Genomic DNA, 18,906 nt, shown 5'->3' with positions numbered 1-18,906 from the left:
TTAGTACGACCGGGGGAGATCGAGCACGCGTTCGCCGATGTAGTTTAACGCAAGCTCCTGGGTTATCGGGACCAATCGGGTGAGGCGCGCCTCCCGCAGGTAGCGCTCGACGTCGTACTCGCGGGCGACGCCGAAGCCGCCGTGCGTCTGGACGGCCGCGTCGGCGGCGGCGAACGCCGCGTCGGCCGCGAGGAACTTCGCCATGTTCGCTAACGCACCGATCTCCTGACGGCTCGATTCCTCGACTTGACTGGCGGCGTTATAGACCATCCCTTTCGCGGCCTGCACGCGGGCGTGCGCCTCCGCGAGCGGATGCTGGATCGCCTGGTTTGAGCCGATCGCCCTGCCAAACACCTCGCGATCGTTCGCGTACGCGACGCCGGTCTCGACCGCTACCTCGCCGAGCCCGATACACTCCGCGGCGATGGCCAACCGCTCCTCGTTGAGTCCGTCGAGCATCTGATAAAAGCCGTTCCCCACCTCGCCGATGACGGCCGTCTCCGGGACCCGCAGCCCCTCGAAGAACAGCTCATAGGAGTGGACCGCGCCGCTCGCGGTCTTGTCGATCTGGCTGATCTCGAGGGCGCCCTGATCGTAGGCGTCCTCCAAGTCGATGAGGAACATCGTGATCCCCAACGTGTGTTTCTCGACCTCGGATTTCGGCGTGGTCCGGGCGACGAGCACGAGATAGTCGCTCGCGTCGACCCGCGAGATCCAAATCTTCTGTCCGTCGATCACGTACTCGTCGCCCTCGTGAGTAGCGCTGGTCTCGATGGACGTCGAGTCGGAGCCCGCGTTCGGCTCGGTGAGTCCGAAGGCCTGAATTGATTTCTCGCCGCGAGCGACCTTCGGGAGGAGATCGGCTTTCATTTCCTCGCTCCCGTAGGTGACCAGCGGAACGGAGTTATAAATGGCCCCGTGGACGGCCTGTGCCGCGCTGAAGCCACCGCCGGAGGCGGCGATCTCCTCCATGATCACCACGACCTCTTCGGTACCCATACCGGCGCCATCGTACTCCATCGGGAGGAGCACTCCGAGCCATCCGTGAGCAGCGAGTTCGTCGACGAACTCGTGTGGGTATTCGCCCGCCTCGTCCTTTTCGCGCCAGTACTCCCGATCGAAATCCGAGCAGATGTCACGGATCGAGTCGCGGACGAGTCGTTGCTGATCCGTCAGGGGGACGGTGTCTCTGTTGACCACGGCTACCGATCCGCACGGAACGATCACGGTTAAAAATACAGATGCAGGTCGCGATCGATCGTAATCTGAGGTATGAACAGGCTCACGCCGAGTAGTAGTACTCGCCTTCGCGCTTCTGTTGGGCGTCCTTCTGTGAACCGGGTTTGTTGATCCGCGGGCGACCGGTCCGCTCGTCGCGACGGAAGGTGATGTCGAGATCCGCGAGGAAGTCGTTCATCCCCGCGCGCATCTCCTGTGGGGCGGAGGCGTGCCCGCTGACGGCGGGTTCACCGTCAAAGACCATCAGCCGGTCCGCAAGGAGGTCGATCATGTAGATGTCGTGGTCGATGACGAGCACCGTCGCGTCGTGGTTCTCCGCGTAGCGGCGGATCGCCGTCGTCGCGCGAACCCGCTGTTCGACGTCGAGGTGTGCGGAGGGCTCGTCGAGCAGGTAGAGGTCGGCGTCCTTCGAGAGACACGCCGCGATGGCGACCCGCTGGCGCTCGCCACCCGAAAGGTCGGTGAGGTCCCGCTCCATGATCCGTTCGAGCTGGAGGGGTTGAGCGATCTCCGTGTTCCAGTAGGAGGAGCCGAACCGGTCGGTGATGGAGGACAGAAAGACATCGACGCGCATCGGCTGGTCGATCTCGATGTACTGCGGTTTATACGCGATATCGAGGTCGAAATCGACCGAGCCGGTGTCGGGTTCGAGCGAGCCCGCGAAGATCCGCGCGAGCGTCGACTTCCCGATCCCGTTCGGGCCGACGATCCCGAGGACCTCCGACTCGTAGATCGTTCCCCCCTCGACGTCGAGTTCGAACTCCCCGTCGCCGTAGGACTTCGAGAGTTCGGGGTACGCCACGAGCGGGCTCCCCTTCGTGGTGACGCGGGGGGCGTGCTCCTCGAAGGTGATCGCGCTCGGCCGGATCCGCATGTTCTCGTTGTCGAGGTAACCCTTCAGGTACTCGTTGATCCCGCCACGGACGGACTTCGGATCCGTGATGACCCCGTACGCCCCGGGCTCGCCGTAGGCGACGTGGAGAACGTCGGTGAGCAGATCGAGGATCGCGAGGTCGTGTTCGACGACGAGCATCGACCGTTCGGTCCCCTCGTCGGTCGCGAGCTCCTGGATGAGTCGGGCGGCGACCATCCGCTGGCCGATGTCGAGGTACGGGGTGATCTCGTCGAGGAAATAGAAGTCGGCGTCCCGGGCGAGACACGCCGCGATGGCGACCCGCTGCAGCTCCCCGCCGGAGATGGAGCCGATCTCCTGATCCATCACCGGCCGGATGTTCAGGCGGTCGATGAGGTCGTCGAGGACGCCGCGCTCGTCGGTCCGTTCGAGGAGATCGCGGGTGTTGCCGTCGAACTGCTTCGGGATCTGATCGACGTACTGCGGCTTGCGGGCGACGGTGACGTCGCCGGCCTGAAGCGCTTCGAGGTAGGTCTGGAGGCCGGTGCCACGGAATCGATCGAGGACCGGCTCCCAGCCCGGATCGTCGATCTCGTGAGCGCCGAGGTTCGGAACCCGCTCGCCGGCGAGCGCGTGGACCGCAGTTGACTTCCCGATCCCGTTCGGCCCGAGGATCCCGGTGACGGTGCCGGGTTCCGGCACCGGAAGCCCGTACAGCGCGAAGGCGTTCTCGCCGTAGCGGTGGACGGGATCCTCCTCCAACTCGGAGGGGAGGTTGATGATCTCGATGGCGTCGAAGGGACACTTCTCGACGCAGATCCCGCAGGTCTCGCCGAGACAGATCTCCTCGGAGATCCGGATCTGATCGGGGCCGCCCTCGACGGCATCGGGACCGCGTTGCGTGATGCACTCCTTGCCGGTCCGGTTCGGCGGGCAGTAGTTGGCACACTCGTAGTTGCATCGATCCGGCTGACAACGATCCAGATCGACGACGGCGATGCTGTCGTCGGCCATTTATATCGTCACCGCGGAGGTCAAAAGGATCGTGTAGCTGATGAACCACAGCGTGAACGTCATGAAGGTGACGTAGAGGTTGTCCTTGATCCCGAAGTCGCCGACGCCGATAACGGTATATAAGGGGTACTGGACGATGACGAAAACGCCCATGATGAGGACGGCTATCGTCGAACCGGCGTCGGCCGGGTCCGTCCCGACGTAGAGCGCCGACACCACGCCCGCGGCGATCCCCGCGAGACAGCAGATCGTGGTGACGACCACGCTCCGGGTATGGCCGGTTATCCTCGGATCATCGCTCATACGTAGGAGTGTGTAACCCCCCGTAAAAAGGCGTTCGTTCCGGGGGTGGAGCGGGTCGAACGGTCGCAAGGAGCCGATCCATGGTGGGGGAAGTGACCACGGACGACCGTAGTTGATCGATCCGCGCGCGAGCGCCACGGCTGACTGACTGGTCAGTTTATCGGCCGCCATCCGGCAATATAGTCCGCTTTCTGCCCGAGGAAGCGGATCATGTTGCCCCTATGTCGGCGAAAATCCGCCGTCCCGCATCAACATTTATCACCGTGTGTGCGTTCGGTTCACACCGATGGCTGGAACCCAAACGGAGCGTCTCGACGACCTCCCACCGAGCGCCAAACTCGTATTTAAAGTGCTCGAATACAACGGCCCACTGACACAGAAGGGGATCGTTCAGGAGTCGATGCTGTCCGCACGGACCGTTCGGTACGCGCTCGAACGGCTGGAGGGGATCGGCATCGTCGACGAGGACGTCTACTTCGCCGACGCTCGACAGAATCTCTATCGGCTCACCGAACCCGCCCAGGAGTTCACCGGCGACGAATGTGAGCCGTCCTGTACGGCCGACTGACCGCAAACGTGCCCCTGTTTTGTGGAGGGATCGCCGCGTGATGAGATGAAACGGACTCGATCACGGTTCTCGTGTCGCCAGCGGCGTCAGCGGATCGGCCGCCATCGGTGTCGCCTCGGTTAGCGGACGTCCTCCGCCGAGACCTTTCTCGCGCCGCGGATCGCTTCGACGATCGTGAGTGCGGACGCCACGAGCAGCGCGAACGTCGCCGCCAACACGAACGCCAGGAGGAGAAACCATGCCTCCGGGCCGAGCAAGGGATACTCGCGTGTTTCGACGAGCGGGCCGAGCAGCTCGAAGGTCCGAACGACATAGAGCAGCGCCGCGAGCAGCACGCCAGCGACGGCGCCGATGCGAACGTTTCGATAGAAGCCCAACGACTCGAGGAGGACGAGCATCGGGGGCTTACTCGAGGTCTCGTCGCTCACGGTTGAAGGTACTACCGCCATGCAAAAAGAGGCGTCGAAGGGCGTCGACCGACGGTTCGACGGGACAAGGGCGATCGATCATAAAATATTCCGGCTTCGTAACCGAGTATCAAAGGTACTCAAGTATGCCCTTCCCATAGCCGGGGATATGACTCGCGTCGTGCTGTCGGAGTTCCCGATGATAGACCCGGAGATCTACCGCCGTCGGCTCGCCGAGCGCGTCGACGGTCCCGTCGAGGTGGTCGTCGCCGACATGGATTCGACCGACGAGGTGATCGAGGCCGCGACGGGGGCTGCCGCGCTCGTCACCGACATCAACACCGCCGTCGACGCGAACGCGATCGAGGCGCTCGACCTCCAAGTGATCGCCCGATCGGCGGTGGGCGTCGACAACATCGACGTCGCGGCCGCCGCCGCGAACGGCGTGACCGTCACCCGGGTTCCGGACTACTGCACGAACGAGGTGGCGACCCACTCGGTCGCGCTGCTGCTCGACTGCCTGCGGTCCGTGAAGCCGTACGACGCCGACGTCGCGGACGGTGGTTGGTCGTGGGAGGTGGGCCGACCGGTCCGGAGACTCAAGGGCGCGACCGTGGGACTCCTTTCGTTCGGACCGATCGCCCGGCTCGCCGCCGACCGGCTCGCCGGGTTCGGCGCGGAACTCGTCGCGCACGATCCGTACGTGGAGCCCGAGGTGATGACCGACCGCGACGTGGAGCCCGTCGGGGTCGACGAACTGTTCGATCGGGCCGACCACGTCGCCGTCTACGCACCCCTCACCGAGTCGACGCGTGGGATGGTCGATGCGGACGCCCTCTCGAAGCTCTCATCCGACTCCGTGCTCGTCAACGTGGGTCGCGGACCGGTGGTCGACGCGGATGCCCTGCTCTCGGCGCTGGAGACGGACACGATCAAGGCGGCCGGCCTCGACGTGCTCGCCGAGGAGCCGCCCGAGGACGACCCGCTCGTCGGACGACCCGACACCGTGATCACGCCACACGCCGCGTGGTACAGCGAGGACGCCTACGAGGAGGTGAACACCCGTGCCGCCGACGACGTGGCGGCGGTGTTGAACGGCGAAGTGCCGGCCGGTCGTGTCGATCCCGACGCCGGCTGGCTGTAGGACGGGTCCGCAGCGGAGGACCGAGCCTTACCAGGTGTCCCCGCTCGCGAGATCGACCGTCGAGTCGCCCTTCTCCGAGGGACAGATATCCGCGAGCACGCAGTCCGCACAGTCGGGGTTGATCGCGGTACACGTCGCGCGACCGTGATCGATGAAGAGGTGCGTGAACTGCTGCCAGTGCTCCTCGGGGACGATCCCGAGAAGGTCGCGTTCGATCGTCCCCGGCCGTTCCTCCTCGGTGATACCCAGTCGGCGGGAGATCCGCTGGACGTGGGTGTCGACGACGATTCCCTCCACGATGTCGTGGCCGTGCTGGAGGACGACGTTCGCGGTCTTGCGGCCGACGCCGGCGAGGTCGGTGAGTTCGGACATCGTATCGGGCACCTCGCCGTCGTGTTTCTCCGCGATATCCGCACAGGCCGATCGGATGTACTTCGCTTTGTTGTTGTAGTAGGTGATCGAGCTGATGGCCTCCGCGAGCTCCTCCTGTGGCGCGTTCGCATACTCCTCGGGCGTACGGTAGGTCTCGAAGAGGTCCGCACACACCGTGTTGACCCGCTCATCGGTACACTGTGCCGAGAGGATCACCGCGATCAGAAGCTCCAGCCGGTTCGAGTAGCGAAGCGAGATGGTCGAGTCGGGGTACTCCTCATACAGCCGATCGAGGACCTCCTCGACCTGTACGTCCCGGGGTGAAAGCGGCGTGCCCATACCGATCCCTCCAGTCGGCGGACATTGAACGGATCGGAAAGGTCCGGATCGGAAAGGAGCAGATCGGAAAGGTCTGGATCGGAAAAGAACGGAGCCGAAGAGGACGAAACGACCCTCGGTCGGCGCGTATCGGTTATCAGTCGGTTTTTTACGACGTAACCCGATATACGGATAGATGGGCGATACGGTCCGGGTGCTCTACCTCGGTGACGATCCAGCGGTCGCCGACCTGCTACGACAGCAGCTCGAAGACGGGGACGAGCGGTTCGTGGTGGAGACAGCGAGCGATCCGGAGGAGGTGGCGTCGAGTATCGACGCCGATCCACCCGATGGAGTCGTCCCGGCGAGCGAGCGAGCGCGGAGAGAGGGATGCGGGGCCGGCACGACCGCGGAGCCGTCCGAGACGGGGGAAACCGGCGACGACGAACTGCTCCGACAGACCGAACGGCTGGCCCGGGTGGGCGGCTGGGAGGTAGACGTCGAGACCGGCGAGCAGCGCTGGACGCGAGGAACGTACGCCATTCACGGCCTGGACCCGGATGAGCCGTTCGAGCCGACCCTCGAGGCGGGCGTCGAGTTCTATCACCCCGACGACCGTGAGAGGATCGAACGGGCGACGGCCCGATGTATCGAGTCGGGCGAGCCCTACGAGGAGGAGCTCCGATTGATCACCGCCGATGGGCGGCATCGATGGGTACGAACGTCCGGCGAACCGGTGTATGAAGGCGGCGAGATTCACGCGATCCGCGGGGCGATACAGGATATCACCGATCGGAAGGAGCGGGAGCGTGAGCTACACCGGTACGAGGCGATGTTGGAATACTCGCCTGATCTCATCGTCGTCCTCGATGAGGACGGGACGGTCGACTACCAGAGCCCGCCGTCACCGCTTTTCGACTGGGAACCACGTAGCCTCGTCGGGGAAACGCCATTTGAACAGATCCACCCGGAGGACAGGTCGCGGGTAATCGATCATTTCGAACGGGTGATCGCGGCCCCCGAGGAGATCGACAAGATAGAGCTCAGGGCCGAGGACGTAAACGGGGAATGGCACTGGGTCGAAAGCCGGGCACAGAACTTCATCGGTCGAGAGCCGGTCGACGGCATCCTCGCGGTGATGCGGGACATCTCGGAGCGGAAGGAGTACGAGCAGGAGTTGGAGCGGCAGACCGCGGAGTTGGAGGCACAGTATCGCTACCTGTTCGAGGAGGCACCGATCATGATGGTGCTGACACGGACGGTCGACGGCGAACCGATCGTCGACGACTGCAACCAGCGGTTCGCCGATCGGTTAGGCTATCGAAAGAACGAGGTGCTCGATCGAAAACTGGCGTCGTTCTACACGAACGAATCGGCACGGAAACTCCTGGAGGACGGGTATAGCCGGGCGTTGTCCGGGAAGTTGGTCAGCGCGGATCGGGAACTACTCACCACGGAGGGGGAGCGCGTCGAAACGCTGTTGCGTGCCGTGCCGCGGCGGATGGCGGACGGGGAGCTCGACGGCACCCTCGCGATGTACGTCGATATCAGCCGACGGAAGGCGATCGAGCGCGAAAAGACGCGTCTGGAGGAGGTAAACAGGGTTCTCTCACACGACCTTCGAAATCCGCTCAACGTCGCACAGGGACGCGTCAGACTCGCTATTGACGATGACGATGCCGACCCCGAGCATCTAGCGGTGGTGGTAGACGCCCTCGAGCGGATGGAGCGGTTGATCGAGGACCTCCTCGAACTGGCTCGAACCGACGACGCCATCGAAACGGAACGGCTGTCGCTCGCGACGTTGGCACGGGAGGCCTGGCGGAACGTCGAAACGGGAGAAAGCGGTTTCCGGATCGAGACGGACACATCGGTGGAGGCGGAACGTACCCGGGTCACACAGCTGTTCGAGAACCTGTTCCGGAACGCGATCGAACACGGAGACGAGGCGGTGACGGTGACGGTCGGTGAACTGGATGACGGGTTCTACATCGAAGACACCGGGCCGGGAATTCCGGAGGCCGATCGGGAGCGTGTGTTCGAGGCGGGCTACTCGACGAATCCGGACGGAACCGGGCTGGGGCTGGGGATCGTCAAACGAGTATGTGACGCCCACGGATGGACGGTTCGCGTCACGGCCGGAACGGACGGCGGCGCACGGTTCGAGATCCGGGATGTCGGGCCCGCGTGATCGATCCACAAGATTCAGGCTCGTCACACGTGGTCCATCGTCGTCAACTCGCCCGCAAACGTCGGAACCGAGACCGGTAGATTCAGTACGCGCGACCGACTGGCTCCGTCGTGTCCCGCTCCCGTGATCGTTCCCGACGCCGGCCGGCCTATCGTCGGCGGCCACGCGAGTTCTACGCCCTCTGGATCGCCGCGACGACGACCTACGGCGTCGGCGACATCGTCTCCACCATCGCCTTCCTCACCTACGTTCCCGAGATGGACGAGGCGAACCCTATCGTGGTGGCCGCCATCGACGCCTTCGGATTCGCTGGCCTAGTCGCGCTGAAGGTCGTCGTCTACTGCATCATGGTCTGGATCAGCGTCGTGGGCGCGCGCGACGGCGACGCCCTGCTGTATTATTTTCCGCCGATACTGCTCACTCTCGTCGGACTGTTTCTCACCGCGAACAACGTCTACGCGATGTGGGTCGTCACCTGATCGACAAGCGCGGGCGCGAGGGGTCGTTCCCCACGTGTCTCCCCCGATTGCCGACAGCCACATCGCGTGGCCTGACGCTCGATCCCCCTCGGACGCACGACGTTTTATATACTGGGAGGGAGCGAATACGTGAGTATGGAGCGACCACGCCCACGGATGGGCACGCATACGGAGACGCTATTGCCGCGGATCGGCGCATTCCTACTCGACGTGATCCTTCTCGGGTTCGCGTTCGGGCTGCTTGTCGTCATCACGTCGATCATCAGCGACGCGCTCGGGTTGCTGCTCGCCAGCCTCGCGCCGATCGTCTTCTTCGCGTACTTCATCTACATGGAGGGAACGTACGGACAGACCGTCGGAAAGCGGTTCCTCGGTATCGTCGTCGTGATGGAGGACGGTTCCCCGTGTGACATGAAAGCATCCGCCATCCGGAACGTGTTGCGCATCGTCGACGGCCTCTTCGGCTACCTCGTCGGCCTCGTCGCCATTCTGCTCACGGACGACGACCAGCGCGTCGGCGACCTCGTCGGCGACACCGTCGTCGCTCGCGTCGGGAAGTGAGCGTCGCTCGGAGCTCAGGTGGACGGCCCGACCCTCCACCAACCGTCAGCGAGGCGACGGCATCATCTCGGCTCGATCGGAAAGCGCGGGCCACGCCGAACCGAGCCGCCAGATGTCGAGGTCGATCGTCGCGCCACCCGGACCGGCGTAGAGCCCCACACCGGTTGCGTCCGCACGCGTCGGATAGATCCGCGTTGAGAGCGCGCGCCGATCGTTCACGAACAGCTCTAAGACAGAGCCATCGAGGAAGGTCCGGATGTCGAACGGACGTGAGAGATCGGCAACGTCGACCGCGACATCGTCGGCGTGCGCCGCCGGATCGACGCTGCTCTCGGTGCGATCGACGACGACACGGTCGGGGCGAATACGCACGCTCGTGGATTCGGGACCGTCGGGCGAGGCACGGAGCACGAGCCCGACCTCCGTTGCGTCGGTCGGGTCGACGCGAAGTCGACATTCGAGAGCGGTCCCCTCGACCGGAAGACGCCGGGCAGCGTCATCGAGCGTGAGCGTTCCCTCGTGGAGCCGTTCGCGGCGGAGCCGCTCGACCTCCCGGACGGGCCGCTGCCGGATGTCGCCGTCAATGACGGCGACTTCCCGGGGCAGACTCATCGCGCCTGCCCACCCCGCCTCCCACTGCGACGAGACGGAGCGTTCCTCCCGCAGCCAGCCGATCATCACCTCCCGTCCGTCGGGCGTCGTGAGCGACTGTGGGGCGTAGAACGCACCCGGATCGAGCGTGCCACGGCTGTCGGGAACGAATCGACTCTCGTCCGCGTCGAACTCGCCGATGAAGTACCGGACGTGCGAGTAATCGGAGACGTGGAGCAGATCGCCGTCCGGATACCGCAGGAGCTCCGGACACTCCCAGACGACGCCCGGCTCCGCCTCGTCGGCGACGAGCGTCGGGCCCGCGTACGTCCACTCGGTCAGGTCGGTTCCGGTGTAGGAGACGACGACACCCCCGTAGTCCTGTAGGCCCGCCCCGATCAGGTGGTGCCATCGGCCGTCCTCGCGAACGAGACAGTGATCACGGAAATGCGCCGGCTCCCCGGGCGTCGAGAGGAGGTCGAGCGCCGGGGGCGGCGCGTCGATGACGGGATTGTCGTCGACTTGCTCGAACGCGGTGAGGTCGTCATCGGTAGCCCTGGCGAGACACGGTCGCTGCCAGCCGTCCCGGCCCCCGGTGTAGAGCGCGTAGACGTCGCCATCGACGGCGACCGCACAGCCCGACCAACAGCCGTCGCGGTCGGGCCCGGAGGGATCGGGCGTCATCGCCACCGGGCGGTCCCGCCAGTGGACGAGGTCGTCGCTCACGGCGTGGCCCCAGTGAACGGTGTGATGATACGGCCCGCCCGGGTTGTACTGATAAAATAGATGGTAGGTGCCGTCGTGATGGATGAGGCCGTTTGGATCGTTGAGCCAGTTGGCCGGCGGCGTGGGATGAAATCGCGGTCGGTTCGGGTCGTCGGCGAGCGCGTCACGATACCGGAGGAGCTCCGGTCCCGTCTTCGGACGGCCGGTTGCAAGCGCCGTCTCGTGATCCGCGTCGCCGGCGAGCCAACGGAGAACGTTCGCCGAGAATCGCTCACGGGTGGCCTCCGTGTCCGGGTCGTCCGGCTGAGCGAACTCCATGCCGACGCCGACCCCGAGGACCGTCCCGGACCCGAGTCGCCACTGAAGCACGGCCGGCTCCGTCGGGACGTCCGTCGTGCCACGATACGTCGCCGCCAGCACGTCCGCCCGTTCGGGAAGCACGCGCTCGTAGCGGGCGTACGGTCCCTCGGAGCCGGGGGGACGGATGTGGTGTCGAAGCCCGTCGAGTCCATCCAGCGCGGGATGATCCGCGTACACGGCCTTCCAGAGCGGGCCGACCGCCTCGGTGACCCGTTCGGTCCCCGTCGCGTCCGGCGGCACGGGATCGATGCCGAGCGCCGCCACTTGGGCAAGCGCGCGCGCGGAACACCAAAGGCCGCCGCCGTCGGCGATGTACGCGCAGATCGGGTCACGACATACCGCGACCGTGTGTGGGTCGCTTACGGGCGCATGTGCGTGCCACCAGAGCGCGTCGAACCGATCGAGCGTGACCGTCCCGGAGGCGACCTCGCGGAGCGGAACGGGCTCGACGTCGTCGACGATCCGCCGGGCGAACGACAGCGCCGCGGTCTCCTCGTCGTTGGGTTCGCCATCGATCGGGAACCCGAGACGGATCGCCGAAGGCTGCATATCGATCGGGTACCACACCGGTAGTCAAAAACATCCCGGGACCGGAACCGCCGTGCGGAGTCTGCCCGGAGTGTGTATCATTTTTAATCATTGAGCGCGTGGACAATAGCCATGGACGTATCACAGTACCGTGAACGGGTCGACGTCGAACGACGGAATGCGGACCTCTCGCCGGTCGACGTGGACACGGAGACCTTCGAGGCGATGTGGGAGGGAACCGATCACGATCAGACGCTCGGAAACGTCTACGTGCTCGCGGCGGTGATCGACGGATCGGATCTGACACGCGACGACGTCGCCGACCTCGCCGACCGGCTCCGGGATCGGTTGATCGAGCGGGCGCGCGAGTACGGCGCCTCGACGACGCCGCTCGGCTATCTCGTCTGTTGCTGTTCGGATCCGCCCGCCGACGTCATCGAGGAGGCGACGACGTACACGGTGGCCGAGCGACGGACGAACGTCTTTCCGATCATCTACGATGCGGACGAGGACACCGTCCATCGCCATGAGGTTCCCCGACTGAAGGGACGTGGGATCTATCGCCGACAGGTCGAGGACGTCGATCGACTCTTTGCGGTGTGAGTGGGATGGCGGGACGGACGGTGCGAGGCGGAGCCGACGAGCGTCGATGTCGCCCACGCGAGGCGTAACGCATATATTTCCGACGGGCACACATGTCGATGTGACCCGAACCGCGTCCGAACCCGGCGTCCGACCGCCGACAGCGACGCGGCCCTTCTCGAAAAAACGCGCGTGAGACGTCCACCGGCGGGAGTGGCGACCCCGTCCCGGACGGCCCCTGACCGCGCATCGTGACACGAACCGTTGAGACACGACACACGTGAGGAGACGACACACACCCATGACGAACGCCCGAACCACGACACCGTACACGACCGACCACGAGACGACCGACGAACCGTTCGAGGGGGTCTACCCCGCGATGACGACGCCGTTTACCGACGAAAACGAGGTGGATCACGAACAGCTGGCCGCGAACGCCCGCTACTTGGAGGCCGCGGGCGTCGACGGACTCGTTCCCGTCGGCTCCACCGGCGAGTCCGCGACGATGACCCACGACGAACACATCGACGTGATACACACCGTCCGCGACGCCGTCGAGGACGTCCCGGTCATCGCCGGGACGGGCTCGAACAACACCGCGGAGGCGCTCTCGCTGTCCCAGCGCGCGGCCGACGCCGGCGCGGACGGCATACTGCTCATCTCGCCGTACTACAACAAGCCCGAGCCGCAGGGGTTTCTCGATCACTACACGACGATCGCCGACGCGGTCGACCTCCCACAGATCGTCTACAACGTCCCCTCACGCACGGGCGAGTCGATCCCCGTCGACGTGACCGTCGAGTTGGCGAGCCATCCGAACATTCAGGGATATAAGGCTGCGTCCGGCGATTTAAACCTCATAAGCGAGGTGATAGAGCGGACCAGGGACGAGGAGTTCTCCGTCGTCTCCGGCGATGATGGGCTCACCCTACCGATCCTCTCGATCGGCGGGACGGGGACGATCAGCGTCGTCGCCAACGTCGAGCCCGAACGCTCCTGTGCGATGGTCGGCTCGGCGCTTTCGGGCGATTACGGCCGTGCCCGCGAGCTCCACCACGAACTCGCACCGCTCGTCCGCGAACTGTTCGTCGAGACCAACCCGATCCCGGTGAAGGAGGCGATGGCGATCCGCGGCCGCGGCGAGCCACACATCCGGCCGCCGCTCACCCGCCTCTCCGAGGACCGTCGCGAGCCGTTGGCCGAATTGCTCGCGACCTACGAGACGGACGAAGACGCGCCGGCGACCCCGGAGGCCGTCGAATGAGCGATCCGGTCCGGGTCGCCGTCACCGGCGCCGGTGGACGCATGGGTCGTGAGGTGATCGAGGCGGCGGCGAGCCGTGCGGGCGTCACCCCGGCGTTCGCGGTCAACCGCTCCGAGACGGCAGCGATCGCGGGGGTCGACGTCGAGCCAGCGGGGCAGCTCTCGGAGCTGCTCACCACGGACGACCCCGACGTGCTCGTCGACTTCACCGGCCCCGAGTCCGCCGTTCGCTACGTGGAGGCCTGCGCGGCGGCTGACGTTCCGGTCGTGACCGGAACGACCGGATTCGACTCCTCGGGAACGGAGCGACTCCGCGCGGCGAGCCGGGAGATCCCGCTTTTGAAGGCGTCGAACTTCGCACGCGGGGTGGCCGCGCTCCGTCGGGCGGTTCGGGAGGCCGTCGCCGCGGTTCCAGCGTACGATGTCGAGGTGACCGAGACGCATCACAACGGCAAGCGGGACGCTCCCTCGGGGACGGCGAAGACGATCCTCGGCGATATCGAGTCCGTGCGAACGGACCTCGACGAGCGAACGCACGGCCGGGAGGGGGAGGCCCCACGGCGGCGGAACGAGATCGGCGTCCACGCCCGGCGTGCGGGCGACGTAACGGGCGAACACGAGGTGTTGCTCGCGGGCAACCGCGAGACGATCTCGCTCACCCATCGCGCCGGCGACCGCGCGGTCTTCGCGGAGGGGGCACTCGATGCAGCCGCCTGGCTCGTCGGTCGCGATCCCGGGTGGTACGACTTCGATGACGTGCTCGAATGATGACGCGAATGATAACTCCGGGGAATGACTCGATCGACGGGTAAATACCGACAGTCATCCTCATCCATGTCAATGACGCTCAAATCCGACGTGTCCGATCTCTGGGAGCGGTATCAGAACGGGCTCTCGGCGACGGAGACGACCGCGGACGACGAGGCGACGCTCGAGGCGTTCCTCACGGCGCTGGAAGCCGGGGAGGTCAGGGCCGCCGAGCGGACCGGGTCCGACGTGACGAGTTGGGAGACGAACGAGTGGGTGAAGCGGGGGATCCTCCTCAACTTCGGGCTGCGGGAGACGAAGCCGCGCGAGTACGGCGACGTGACCTACTACGACGTCCTGCCGCTCCGCGAGACGGCCGACCTCGGCGAGCGAGGCACCCGCAACACGCCGGACGGAACGGCCATCCGCCGGGGCGCACACCTCGGAAGCGACTGCATCATGATGAGCCCCTCGTTCGTCAACATGGGCGCGTACGTCGGCGACGGGACCCTGATCGACTCCTGTGACACCGTCGGCTCCTGTGCACAGTTGGGTGAAAACGTCAAGCTCGGCGCGAACACGCTGATCGGCGGCGTGTTGGAGCCGGTCGAGGACGCCCCGGTGATCGTCGAGGACGACGTCTCGCTCGGGGCGGGCTGTCGGGTCACCTCGGGGTTCCGCATCGGCGAGGGCTCCATCGTGGGGGAGAACACGCTGCTCACGCCGCGGATCCCGGTGTATGACCTCGTCGAGGAGGAGGTCATCTACGGCCACCTGCCTGCGGAGCGGCGGGCGTTCACCCGGATGGTCGAGTCCTCCGTCGGTGACCACGACCTCTTCGAGGGCGGCGCGTACAAGCCGGCGGTCGTCGCGACGCACGTCGAGGAGGAGACGCTGGAGGCGACGAAGCGCGAGGACGCGCTCCGCGAATGAGCGCCGACCGCGGGGGCGACGATATGAGCGCCGATCACGATGACGACGGCGTAAGCGGGACCAACGGTTCGGACGGGGCCGAGAACCCACCAATTCGTCGGCTCGCCGACTGGGACCCAGACCGACTACACGGGATCGCCGCCGAGCACGGAACACCCACCTACGTCATCGATCTGGACCGCGTGGCCGAAAACTGCGAGCGACTCCGCGCGGCGTTTCCGGCCGCTGACTGCCGATACGCGGTGAAAGCACACACCGGCCGGGCAGTCCTGAAGACGGTCCGGGAGTGCGGCCTCGACGCCGAGTGTGCCTCGGCCGGCGAGGTCGACCGCGCGCTGGCGGCCGGCTTCGGTAGCGATCGGATCCACTACACCGCGGTCAACCCGCCAGCGCGGGATCTCGAATACATCGTTGATCTCGCGGCGCACGAACCCGGGATCACGATCACCGCGGGGGCCGTCGACACCCTCGATCGGCTGGTGGAGCGCGGCTACGACGGTCGGCTCTGTCTCCGGGTGAACCCCGGCGTCGGCGCGGGCCACCATGAAAAAGTGCGCACGGGCGCGGCCGCGAAGTTCGGCGTCCCCTACGATCGGGCCGCGAAAACCGCGCGGGCGGCCGCCGAGCGATTCGATCTCGTCGGGATCCACGCACATGCGGGGTCGGGTATCGATCCGGACCAGCTCGATGCCCACCGCGAGTTCGTCTCCCGGATGGGCGACCTCGCGCGGACGTTAACGGCTCCTGAGACGGAGCAGGACACTCCCGGGACGGAGCGGGAGGGCGACCATGCGGACCCCGATCCGATCGACCTCGAATACGTCGACGTGGGCGGCGGCTTCGGGGTCCCCTACCGTGAGACGGAGCCGGCGCTCGACATCGACGCCGTCGCGAGCGCAACGCGGGATGCGCTGGGGACCGTCCCCACCGCCGATGGGACCGGAACCGTCCAGCTTGCCGTCGAACCGGGTCGCTACCTCGTCGCCGACGCGGGCGTCCTCCTCACGCGGGTAAACACGGTGAAGCCCACCCCCGAGGAGACGGTCGTTGGTGTCGACGCCGGCATGACCGATCTCCTCCGTCCGGCGATGTACGACGCGTACCACCCGATCGGCAACCTCGGCGGCGGGGACGGATCGACGCCGGAAGCGGGAAAGCCAGCCGACCGGGAGCCGATCCCTGTCACCGTCGCAGGGCCGATCTGCGAGACGGGAGACAGCTTCTGTACGGACCGGCCGATCGCCGAGCCGGTACGCGGGGATCTCCTCGCGATCGGGATCGCCGGTGCGTACGGCTATGAGATGGCAACCCAGTACAACTCACGGCCGCGCCCGCCGGAGGTCGCGCTGTCGAGTGAGCACGACGCGCGGCTCGTTCGACGTCGCGAGACCCACGCCGACCTCACCGTCGTCGAGGACGACGTGGACGAAACCGATTCACCCATCGACCGCATAGGGGGTGAGAGATGAGTACCCACGCCGTACCGATCGAGAAGTACCACGGGACCGGCAACGACTTCGTCGTCGTCGATACGGCGGACGGCGTCGGCGACCGGAGCGCGTTCGCCGAGGCCTACTGCGACCGCGAGACCGGCGTCGACCGGCCCGACTTCGAGAACGATCGCGAGCGTGAGGGGACGGCCAGCGACGCGACCGGATCGACGGCGGGACGCCGCGGCGCGGACGGCGTCCTCTTTTTGAAGCTTGAGACGCAGTACCGTCCGACCCGCGTCGTGATGACGCTCGTCCAGCCGGACGGCTCGACCGCCGCGATGTGCGGCAACGGCGCACGCGTCGTCGCCCGCTGGGCGTACGACCGCACCGGCGAACGGGAGTTCATGATCGACACACAGGCGGGAACCCGACGCGCCACGGTGAGCTCGGACGGGAAGACGGTCACCATCGAGATGGGCGTCCCGCGGTTCGAAGCGGCCGATATCCCGCTCACGCGGGACGGACAGCTCATCGAGGAGGACGTCGCCGGGCTCACCGTCACCGCGGTGAACACGGGCGTCCCGCATGCGGTGGCGTTCGTCGAGGACGTCGACGCGGTATCGCTCGACGCCGTCGCACCGCCGGTGCGACACGCCGACGTCTTCGCCGCCGGCGCGAACGTCAACCTCGCGACGGTCGTCGAGGACGGCCACGGGAGCGACACGGTGCCCGCGATCGCCCAGCGGACGTTCGAGCGCGGCGTGGAGGGCGAGACCCGCTCGTGTGGCACCGGCGCGGTCGCCATCGCCGCGGTCGCCCGGCGACTCGGGCTCGTCGACGGCGAGACGATCCGGGTGCGGCCGCCGGGCGGCGAGCTCGCGATCACGGTTCCCGCGGGCGGCTCCACGACCATGACCGGTCCGGTGACACACGAGTTCTCCGGGACGCTCCCGGCCGATCCACGATGACCGACGAGGGATCGGACGCCGAGCGAACCGGATCGGACGGCGATCAAACTGGATCTGGTCCCGACCGAATCGGACCGGCGAGCACGCTTCGTTCCGAGGAGCTCGGGTTCGATCCGCTCGGGTTTCTCGCGGACGCCGTCCGGATACCCTCCCACGAGGACGTGACGGCGATGCGGGAGCTGGTGTGTGACACCCTTCGGGCGGCCGGTCACGAGCCCTCGATCGTCGCCGACGGCTGTATCGTCGCCGAGCGGTCCTCGCCCGCTCCGGCCGACGGTCCCCATCTCGTGTTGAACACCCACATCGACACCGTCTCCCCGCACGTTCCCTTTGAGCGAGGAACCGACGACCAAATCGACAGCCCCGTGATCCGTGGGAGAGGGGCCTGTGACGCGAAGGGGCCGCTCGCGGCACTGATATACGCCTTCGTGACCGCGGAACCCGAGCGCGGCCGGCTCACGCTTGCGATCACGCCCGACGAGGAGCTGCTCTCGCTCGGCGCGGCGACGCTGCTCGGCCTGCTTCGCGGGACCGAAGACCGCCTCGATGCGGACCTCGTGCTCGTCGGCGAGCCGACCGGCCTCGACGTCTGTACGGCGGCGAAGGGACGGTTTCAGGGGACCGTCGAGCTTTCCGGCATTGCGGCACACGCCGCCGAAACGGCGGGCGTCAACGCCATCGCCGCCGCGGAAGGGGCGCTTCGGGCGATCCGAACGTTCGATACCGACGCCGAGACACACCCACAACTCGGACCGCCGAAGCTCACGCCGACACTGATCACCGGCGGCTCCGCGTCGAATCAGGTGCCGGCAGCCTGTTCTATCACCGTCGACAGGCGGAGCGTCCCGCCGGAGACCGCCGACGGGTTTCAGGAAACGCTCACGGAGGCTGTCGACACAGAAACACCCACCCGCGTCGGCGTCGACGTTACATTGACGCCACGTGAGTCGCCGTTTTTCGAGGCGTTCGCGACCGATCCGGATCACGCGTTCGTGGCCGACGCCGTCGAGGCCGCTCAGGGGGGAGCGGCGGCGGTCGGACTCCCGGATAGCCGTGGGGGTGGGGTCCGGCCGTTCGGCGCGGCGACGGAGGCCTCCTACTTCGCGCCGACCCCGACGGTCGTCTTCGGTCCCGGCGACCTCGCCGACGAGGAGGGACCCGTCGCACACGCCGAGCGTGAGTACGTTCGGACACGGGAAGTCGAAGCCGCCGCGCTCGCCGTCGAGCACCTTATCGGGCGGACCCTGTCGGCGACGTCGCGCACGCAGCCCGGGGAGTGACGCGGACCGACGACACGTATTTGACGCGGGCGTTCGTTATTCG

General features: G+C 66.4%; 18 protein-coding genes. 12 read left to right on the top strand and 6 right to left on the bottom strand.

Annotated features, from left to right (window positions below; all coding sequences use genetic code 11):
* From CHB65_RS05095 to CHB65_RS05085, 3 genes are all read right to left on the bottom strand, one after another.
* Entirely contained in the window at positions 1 to 1,200 is a 1,200-nt protein-coding gene (locus CHB65_RS05095; protein ID WP_089383972.1) for an acyl-CoA dehydrogenase family protein, read from the bottom strand.
* A gap of 82 nt (positions 1,201 to 1,282) precedes the next feature.
* Positions 1,283 to 3,106 (bottom strand): ribosome biogenesis/translation initiation ATPase RLI, encoded by a 1,824-nt coding sequence (locus tag CHB65_RS05090; RefSeq protein WP_089383971.1) that lies wholly within the window; start codon positions 3,104 to 3,106, stop codon positions 1,283 to 1,285.
* Positions 3,107 to 3,409 (bottom strand): EMC6-like membrane protein, encoded by a 303-nt coding sequence (locus CHB65_RS05085; RefSeq protein ID WP_089383970.1) that lies wholly within the window; start codon positions 3,407 to 3,409, stop codon positions 3,107 to 3,109.
* Between the two features lie 286 nt (positions 3,410 to 3,695).
* On the opposite strand from CHB65_RS05085, the gene CHB65_RS05080 reads away from it, so the two are divergent.
* A complete protein-coding gene (locus CHB65_RS05080) occupies positions 3,696 to 3,977 on the top strand; it encodes a MarR family transcriptional regulator (RefSeq protein ID WP_089383969.1) in 282 nt (93 codons plus the stop codon).
* A gap of 119 nt (positions 3,978 to 4,096) precedes the next feature.
* Here the strand turns inward: CHB65_RS05080 and CHB65_RS05075 are convergent, their stop codons facing one another.
* Positions 4,097 to 4,426, bottom strand: coding sequence for a DUF7536 family protein (locus CHB65_RS05075; protein ID WP_449404556.1), 330 nt, complete (start codon positions 4,424 to 4,426; stop codon positions 4,097 to 4,099).
* Positions 4,427 to 4,553: 127 nt separating this feature from the next.
* Here CHB65_RS05075 and CHB65_RS05070 point away from each other — a divergent pair, with 127 nt between their 5' ends.
* Positions 4,554 to 5,528, top strand: coding sequence for a C-terminal binding protein (locus CHB65_RS05070; RefSeq protein WP_089383968.1), 975 nt, complete (start codon positions 4,554 to 4,556; stop codon positions 5,526 to 5,528).
* A 27-nt stretch (positions 5,529 to 5,555) separates the two neighbouring features.
* On the opposite strand, the gene nth is transcribed toward CHB65_RS05070, so the two are convergent.
* Complete coding sequence (gene nth / locus CHB65_RS05065; RefSeq protein ID WP_089383967.1) at positions 5,556 to 6,239, bottom strand: endonuclease III; 684 nt, start codon at positions 6,237 to 6,239, stop codon at positions 5,556 to 5,558.
* 175 nt (positions 6,240 to 6,414) lie between these two features.
* On the opposite strand from nth, the gene CHB65_RS05060 reads away from it, so the two are divergent.
* The 3 genes from CHB65_RS05060 to CHB65_RS05050 all read left to right on the top strand — a co-directional run bounded on the left by CHB65_RS05060 (position 6,415) and on the right by CHB65_RS05050 (position 9,449).
* Positions 6,415 to 8,409, top strand: a complete 1,995-nt coding sequence (locus tag CHB65_RS05060) for a PAS domain S-box protein (RefSeq protein WP_089383966.1) — start codon at positions 6,415 to 6,417, stop codon at positions 8,407 to 8,409.
* A 110-nt stretch (positions 8,410 to 8,519) separates the two neighbouring features.
* Positions 8,520 to 8,888, top strand: a complete 369-nt coding sequence (locus CHB65_RS05055; RefSeq protein WP_089383965.1) for a hypothetical protein — start codon at positions 8,520 to 8,522, stop codon at positions 8,886 to 8,888.
* Between the two features lie 135 nt (positions 8,889 to 9,023).
* A complete protein-coding gene (locus CHB65_RS05050) occupies positions 9,024 to 9,449 on the top strand; it encodes an RDD family protein (RefSeq protein ID WP_089383964.1) in 426 nt (141 codons plus the stop codon).
* 45 nt (positions 9,450 to 9,494) lie between these two features.
* On the opposite strand, the gene CHB65_RS05045 is transcribed toward CHB65_RS05050, so the two are convergent.
* Positions 9,495 to 11,675, bottom strand: a complete 2,181-nt coding sequence (locus CHB65_RS05045) for a GH32 C-terminal domain-containing protein (RefSeq protein ID WP_089383963.1) — start codon at positions 11,673 to 11,675, stop codon at positions 9,495 to 9,497.
* A 111-nt stretch (positions 11,676 to 11,786) separates the two neighbouring features.
* Here CHB65_RS05045 and CHB65_RS05040 point away from each other — a divergent pair, with 111 nt between their 5' ends.
* From CHB65_RS05040 to CHB65_RS05010, 7 genes are all read left to right on the top strand, one after another.
* Entirely contained in the window at positions 11,787 to 12,257 is a 471-nt protein-coding gene (locus CHB65_RS05040) for a hypothetical protein (RefSeq protein WP_089383962.1), read from the top strand.
* Between the two features lie 280 nt (positions 12,258 to 12,537).
* Positions 12,538 to 13,503 carry a 4-hydroxy-tetrahydrodipicolinate synthase gene (gene dapA / locus CHB65_RS05035; RefSeq protein WP_089383961.1) on the top strand — a complete coding sequence of 322 codons (966 nt, stop codon included), beginning with the start codon at positions 12,538 to 12,540 and terminating at the stop codon, positions 13,501 to 13,503.
* Positions 13,500 to 14,270, top strand: coding sequence for a 4-hydroxy-tetrahydrodipicolinate reductase (gene dapB / locus CHB65_RS05030; protein ID WP_089383960.1), 771 nt, complete (start codon positions 13,500 to 13,502; stop codon positions 14,268 to 14,270). The genes dapA and dapB overlap by 4 nt, the downstream gene beginning before the upstream one ends.
* A 72-nt stretch (positions 14,271 to 14,342) precedes the next feature.
* The gene (locus CHB65_RS05025; RefSeq protein ID WP_089383959.1) at positions 14,343 to 15,182 is read left to right on the top strand and encodes a 2,3,4,5-tetrahydropyridine-2,6-dicarboxylate N-succinyltransferase; all 840 of its coding nucleotides are present in this window, start codon (positions 14,343 to 14,345) and stop codon (positions 15,180 to 15,182) included.
* 23 nt (positions 15,183 to 15,205) lie between these two features.
* The gene (gene lysA / locus CHB65_RS05020; protein ID WP_179213590.1) at positions 15,206 to 16,651 is read left to right on the top strand and encodes a diaminopimelate decarboxylase; all 1,446 of its coding nucleotides are present in this window, start codon (positions 15,206 to 15,208) and stop codon (positions 16,649 to 16,651) included.
* Positions 16,648 to 17,583 carry a diaminopimelate epimerase gene (dapF, locus tag CHB65_RS05015; protein WP_089383957.1) on the top strand — a complete coding sequence of 312 codons (936 nt, stop codon included), beginning with the start codon at positions 16,648 to 16,650 and terminating at the stop codon, positions 17,581 to 17,583. Before lysA ends, dapF begins: the two co-directional genes overlap by 4 nt.
* The gene (locus CHB65_RS05010; protein ID WP_089383956.1) at positions 17,580 to 18,863 is read left to right on the top strand and encodes a M20/M25/M40 family metallo-hydrolase; all 1,284 of its coding nucleotides are present in this window, start codon (positions 17,580 to 17,582) and stop codon (positions 18,861 to 18,863) included. Before dapF ends, CHB65_RS05010 begins: the two co-directional genes overlap by 4 nt.
* Positions 18,864 to 18,906 lie beyond the last annotated feature (43 nt).

This window comes from Halorubrum vacuolatum, assembly GCF_900188065.1.
Classification (GTDB): domain Archaea; phylum Halobacteriota; class Halobacteria; order Halobacteriales; family Haloferacaceae; genus Halorubrum; species Halorubrum vacuolatum.
Note: the sequence above shows the minus strand (reverse complement) of the source record. Positions and strands in the feature narration are given on the sequence as shown.

Bases quoted from the DNA above. Each gene is read 5' to 3' on its own strand.
- lysA (WP_179213590.1), top strand. From the start codon at position 15,206: ATGAGCGCCGATCACGATGACGACGGCGTAAGCGGGACCAACGGTTCG.
- CHB65_RS05075 (WP_449404556.1), bottom strand. From the start codon at position 4,426: ATGGCGGTAGTACCTTCAACCGTGAGCGACGAGACCTCGAGTAAGCCC.
- CHB65_RS05050 (WP_089383964.1), top strand. From the start codon at position 9,024: ATGGAGCGACCACGCCCACGGATGGGCACGCATACGGAGACGCTATTG.
- CHB65_RS05085 (WP_089383970.1), bottom strand. From the start codon at position 3,409: ATGAGCGATGATCCGAGGATAACCGGCCATACCCGGAGCGTGGTCGTC.
- nth (WP_089383967.1), bottom strand. From the start codon at position 6,239: ATGGGCACGCCGCTTTCACCCCGGGACGTACAGGTCGAGGAGGTCCTC.
- dapB (WP_089383960.1), top strand. From the start codon at position 13,500: ATGAGCGATCCGGTCCGGGTCGCCGTCACCGGCGCCGGTGGACGCATG.
- dapA (WP_089383961.1), top strand. From the start codon at position 12,538: ATGACGAACGCCCGAACCACGACACCGTACACGACCGACCACGAGACG.
- CHB65_RS05070 (WP_089383968.1), top strand. From the start codon at position 4,554: ATGACTCGCGTCGTGCTGTCGGAGTTCCCGATGATAGACCCGGAGATC.
- CHB65_RS05040 (WP_089383962.1), top strand. From the start codon at position 11,787: ATGGACGTATCACAGTACCGTGAACGGGTCGACGTCGAACGACGGAAT.
- CHB65_RS05060 (WP_089383966.1), top strand. From the start codon at position 6,415: ATGGGCGATACGGTCCGGGTGCTCTACCTCGGTGACGATCCAGCGGTC.
- CHB65_RS05025 (WP_089383959.1), top strand. From the start codon at position 14,343: ATGACGCTCAAATCCGACGTGTCCGATCTCTGGGAGCGGTATCAGAAC.
- dapF (WP_089383957.1), top strand. From the start codon at position 16,648: ATGAGTACCCACGCCGTACCGATCGAGAAGTACCACGGGACCGGCAAC.
- CHB65_RS05080 (WP_089383969.1), top strand. From the start codon at position 3,696: ATGGCTGGAACCCAAACGGAGCGTCTCGACGACCTCCCACCGAGCGCC.
- CHB65_RS05045 (WP_089383963.1), bottom strand. From the start codon at position 11,675: ATGCAGCCTTCGGCGATCCGTCTCGGGTTCCCGATCGATGGCGAACCC.
- CHB65_RS05090 (WP_089383971.1), bottom strand. From the start codon at position 3,106: ATGGCCGACGACAGCATCGCCGTCGTCGATCTGGATCGTTGTCAGCCG.
- CHB65_RS05010 (WP_089383956.1), top strand. From the start codon at position 17,580: ATGACCGACGAGGGATCGGACGCCGAGCGAACCGGATCGGACGGCGAT.